Annotated in this window: 5 protein-coding genes; 2 read left to right on the top strand and 3 right to left on the bottom strand. The window is 60.6% G+C overall.

Going from position 1 to position 3,280, the window contains the following annotated elements:
- Positions 1 to 395: 395 nt before the first annotated feature.
- Entirely contained in the window at positions 396 to 1,007 is a 612-nt protein-coding gene (locus K0H47_RS20120; protein WP_219273502.1) for an LpxA family transferase, read from the bottom strand.
- Between the two features lie 114 nt (positions 1,008 to 1,121).
- On the opposite strand from K0H47_RS20120, the gene K0H47_RS20115 reads away from it, so the two are divergent.
- Both K0H47_RS20115 and K0H47_RS20110 read left to right on the top strand, forming a co-directional pair.
- Positions 1,122 to 2,087 carry a threo-3-hydroxy-L-aspartate ammonia-lyase gene (locus K0H47_RS20115; RefSeq protein WP_219273501.1) on the top strand — a complete coding sequence of 322 codons (966 nt, stop codon included), beginning with the start codon at positions 1,122 to 1,124 and terminating at the stop codon, positions 2,085 to 2,087.
- Positions 2,084 to 2,461: a RidA family protein gene (locus K0H47_RS20110; protein WP_219273500.1), complete on the top strand. Its 378-nt coding sequence runs from the start codon at positions 2,084 to 2,086 to the stop codon at positions 2,459 to 2,461. The genes K0H47_RS20115 and K0H47_RS20110 overlap by 4 nt, the downstream gene beginning before the upstream one ends.
- Position 2,462: 1 nt before the next feature.
- On the opposite strand, the gene K0H47_RS20105 is transcribed toward K0H47_RS20110, so the two are convergent.
- Positions 2,463 to 3,089 (bottom strand): transcriptional regulator, encoded by a 627-nt coding sequence (locus K0H47_RS20105; protein WP_093197212.1) that lies wholly within the window; start codon positions 3,087 to 3,089, stop codon positions 2,463 to 2,465.
- A partial coding sequence (locus K0H47_RS20100) for a hypothetical protein (protein ID WP_219273499.1) occupies positions 3,086 to 3,280 on the bottom strand: 195 nt, incomplete at its 5' end. The genes K0H47_RS20100 and K0H47_RS20105, both read right to left, overlap by 4 nt.

Raw genomic sequence — 3,280 nt, 5'->3', positions numbered from 1 at the left:
CGTCATGGGCCATCCTTGGCCCAGGACGGCTAACCTGGCGTCCTGCCAGGTTACCCACGCTCCAAAGCCTACGTTCGGCCAGCGTGGTTTAACGGGGCGCCTAAGATCAAAATCAAGATCAACAGCAAGAGCACAGCGGCCTACCGGCCGGCTTGAGTGTTGAAGAGCTACATCAAAAGCTAAAGCGAGCACGGTCAAATGTGGGAGCTGGCTTGCCTGCGATGGCATCGCCTCGGTGTATCTGAAAAACCGAGTTGTCTGCATCGCAGGCAAGCCAGCTCCCACAGAAAAGCAGAGCCACCCCGCCCGTAGCAGCTGTCGAGCGCCAGCGAGGCTGCGTGCTTTTGATCTTGATCTACGGGCACCATTACCGCAGCAACGGATATATACCCCCCTTACTCCTCACAATCAAAAACCTCCCCCCGCCTGACCACACTACCCGCCGCAAGCACCGCCCCCGGCGCCAACACCCCATTGGCACCCACCCTACACTGATCCCCCAGCAACGCGCCAAACTTGTCACAACCAGTACCCTGCAACTGCCCATCAACGCGCACCTGCACCTCCTTGTCGTCACGCTCGTTCCGGTAATTGGCGACGATGCTGCCGGCCTCCAGGTTTACCCCGCGCCCCAGCACCGAATCGCCGACAAAGTTGAAGTGCGCCAGCTTGCTGCCGCTGAACACGAAGGACGTCTTGAGCTCTGCACCAGGCCCGAAGATGCAATATTCATCCACCCAGCAGCCGCCGCGAAGGTAAGCACCGGCGGCGATAAAACAGTGGGCACCGATGATCAGCGGCGCTTTTAAAACAGCGCCCGCCTCCACAACAGCAGTACGGTGCACCGCAATCTCATCATGAATCTCATAGTCATCATCAGAAAGCCCCGCCAACAACTGACGCACGATGCCAGGCGCTTGGGTGACCAGTTCCCAGGGCGCAAGATCAGCCCAGGGTGACAGCGGCGAACGGGAAAAGTCAGCGATGTAATCGGTGAGTCGAATCAATGTCGAGCCCTCTACAGATCAGAGAAGCCCGAAACGCTAGCATGAAATGCATCTTTACAGTTTGTATAGATATGGATATTTTATCCACAACAAGACATTCGAGAGATCCCTTCCATGCAACTGTCTTCGTACCAAGACGTGATCAACGCCGCCGAACGCCTGGAGGGCTTTGCCAACCGCACGCCGGTGTTCACCTCGCGCACCCTCGATGCCGAGACCGGCGCCCAGGTGTTTATCAAGTGCGAGAACCTGCAGCGCACCGGCTCGTTCAAGTTTCGTGGGGCGTTCAATGCGCTATCGCGGTTTGATGAGCAGCAGCGCAAGGCTGGCGTAGTGGCGTTTTCCTCGGGCAATCATGCGCAAGGCATCGCGCTGGCCGCACGGTTGTTGCAGATGCCGGCAACCATCGTCATGCCCACAGACGCCCCGGCCGCCAAGGTCGCCGCCACCCGTGAGTACGGCGCGACCATGGTGTTTTACGACCGCATCACCGAAGACCGGGAGCAGATCGGTCGCACTCTGGCCGAGCAACACGGCATGACCCTGATCCCCTCCTACGACCACCCGGACGTGCTGGCCGGCCAGGGCACTGCCGCGAAGGAGTTGCTGGAGTTCACCGGCCCGCTGGATGCGCTGTTTGTCGGCCTGGGCGGGGGCGGCATGCTCTCCGGCACGGCGTTAGCGACCCGTGCGCTGGCACCCGATTGCCTGTTGTACGGGGTCGAGCCCGAAGCCGGGAATGACGGGCAGCGCTCCTTCCAGACTGGCAGCATCGTGCACATCGACACGCCAGCTACCATCGCCGATGGCGCCCAGACCCAGCATCTGGGCCATCACACCTTCCCGATCATCCGTGAGCAGGTCACCGACATCCTCACCGTCTCGGATGCCGAATTGGTGGCCTCGATGAAGTTCTTCATTCAGCGCATGAAAATGGTTGTGGAGCCCACCGGTTGCTTGGGCCTCGCTGCCTTGCGCAACCTGAAGGACCAATACCGGGGCCAGCGCGTGGGCATCATCGTGACTGGCGGTAACGTCGATCTCCAAACGTATGCGGCGCTGCTGAGCACTCCGCAATGAACATCATCCACACTCGCGCAGCCTCGGCGCCTGCCGGTCACTACGCCCAGGCCGTGAGTCATCAGGGCACGTTGTACATCTCCGGGCAATTGCCAGTGAGCCCTGACGGGCGTCATAGCTTCGAGGCTTCGTTTGCCGAACAAGCTCAAGTGGCCCTGGACAATCTGCTGGCGATCTTGAAGTCGGCAGGCGGCTCACCCGCAGACCTGGTGAAAGTCACCGTATATGTGGTGGGCGTGAAGCACTGGCCTGAATTTGACGGTTTGTATGCCGCCGCGCTGGGGGAGCACCGCCCTGCCCGTGCGGTGGTGCCGGTGCCGGAGCTGCACCACGGCTACCTGATTGAAATCGAAGCCGTGGCGCGCTCGGCATAGGTCATTTGGCGTAGGTGTAGACCGCCGCCCGCGAGACCCCAAGGTGCGAGGCGACCGTTTCCATGGCACGTCGAATGTCCATCACACCCGCCTCTTTCAGCTCTTGCATCAGCAAGCGCCGGTCGGCGGCCTTGAGGGCACGTGGGGTGGTCGCCAGGCGTGCGGCGAACTGGTCGATACGCGCGCGAATGGCATCCGCGCCGGACGGGTCGAGAGACTCGGCGAGCCGGTCGCCGCTGACCGAGCCGAATTGTTCCAGCATGCCCTGCAGGCCCCGGAACAGCGAGAGGTCGACGTTCATGCACAAGGCCGCCACGTACTTGCCGGTGGAGTCCTTGATGCCGATGGAGGTGCTCTTGACCTGACGGCCGTCGGCGAACTGGTTCTGGTAGTTGGCGATCACCTGCGGGTACTCGGGATCGGCGATCCGCGCCAGGCCCAGCTCGGTGGCCGGGTCACCCGGTTGACGCCCGGAGAGGTTGTTGTGGATGGCCATGATTGCGTGCTGCGGGTCGCGCAGGTCGTGCAGCACGACCTCGCAAAACGGGCTGAAGGTTTTGCTCAGGCCTTCGGCAATCTGTTCGAGTTGGCTGATCAAGGCGGCTTGTTCGGGAGTGTGTTTTTTCATTCAGACAACATATCCAGTAGTGGATAGACCGTCAATTTGGCTTTTTGCGGTGTGCATGGTGGATAGCCTGACAGCCTTGCTGGATGTGGGCTGATATCTTGGGCGTTAGCTTGATCGGGGTCATATCCGTTATTTAGGTAACGGCCGCTTATGGTTCCGCTCTTACAGCGGCTCACTTTTGAAAAGCGCAA

Source organism: Pseudomonas sp. Xaverov 83 (genome assembly GCF_019352905.1).
GTDB classification, from domain to species: Bacteria; Pseudomonadota; Gammaproteobacteria; order Pseudomonadales; family Pseudomonadaceae; genus Aquipseudomonas; species Aquipseudomonas yamanorum.
This window is presented reverse-complemented; position numbering and strand designations above follow the sequence as displayed.

Excerpts from the sequence above, each read along its gene's own strand:
- K0H47_RS20115 (WP_219273501.1), top strand. The coding sequence starts at position 1,122 with ATGCAACTGTCTTCGTACCAAGACGTGATCAACGCCGCCGAACGCCTG.
- K0H47_RS20110 (WP_219273500.1), top strand. The coding sequence starts at position 2,084 with ATGAACATCATCCACACTCGCGCAGCCTCGGCGCCTGCCGGTCACTAC.
- K0H47_RS20105 (WP_093197212.1), bottom strand. The coding sequence starts at position 3,089 with ATGAAAAAACACACTCCCGAACAAGCCGCCTTGATCAGCCAACTCGAA.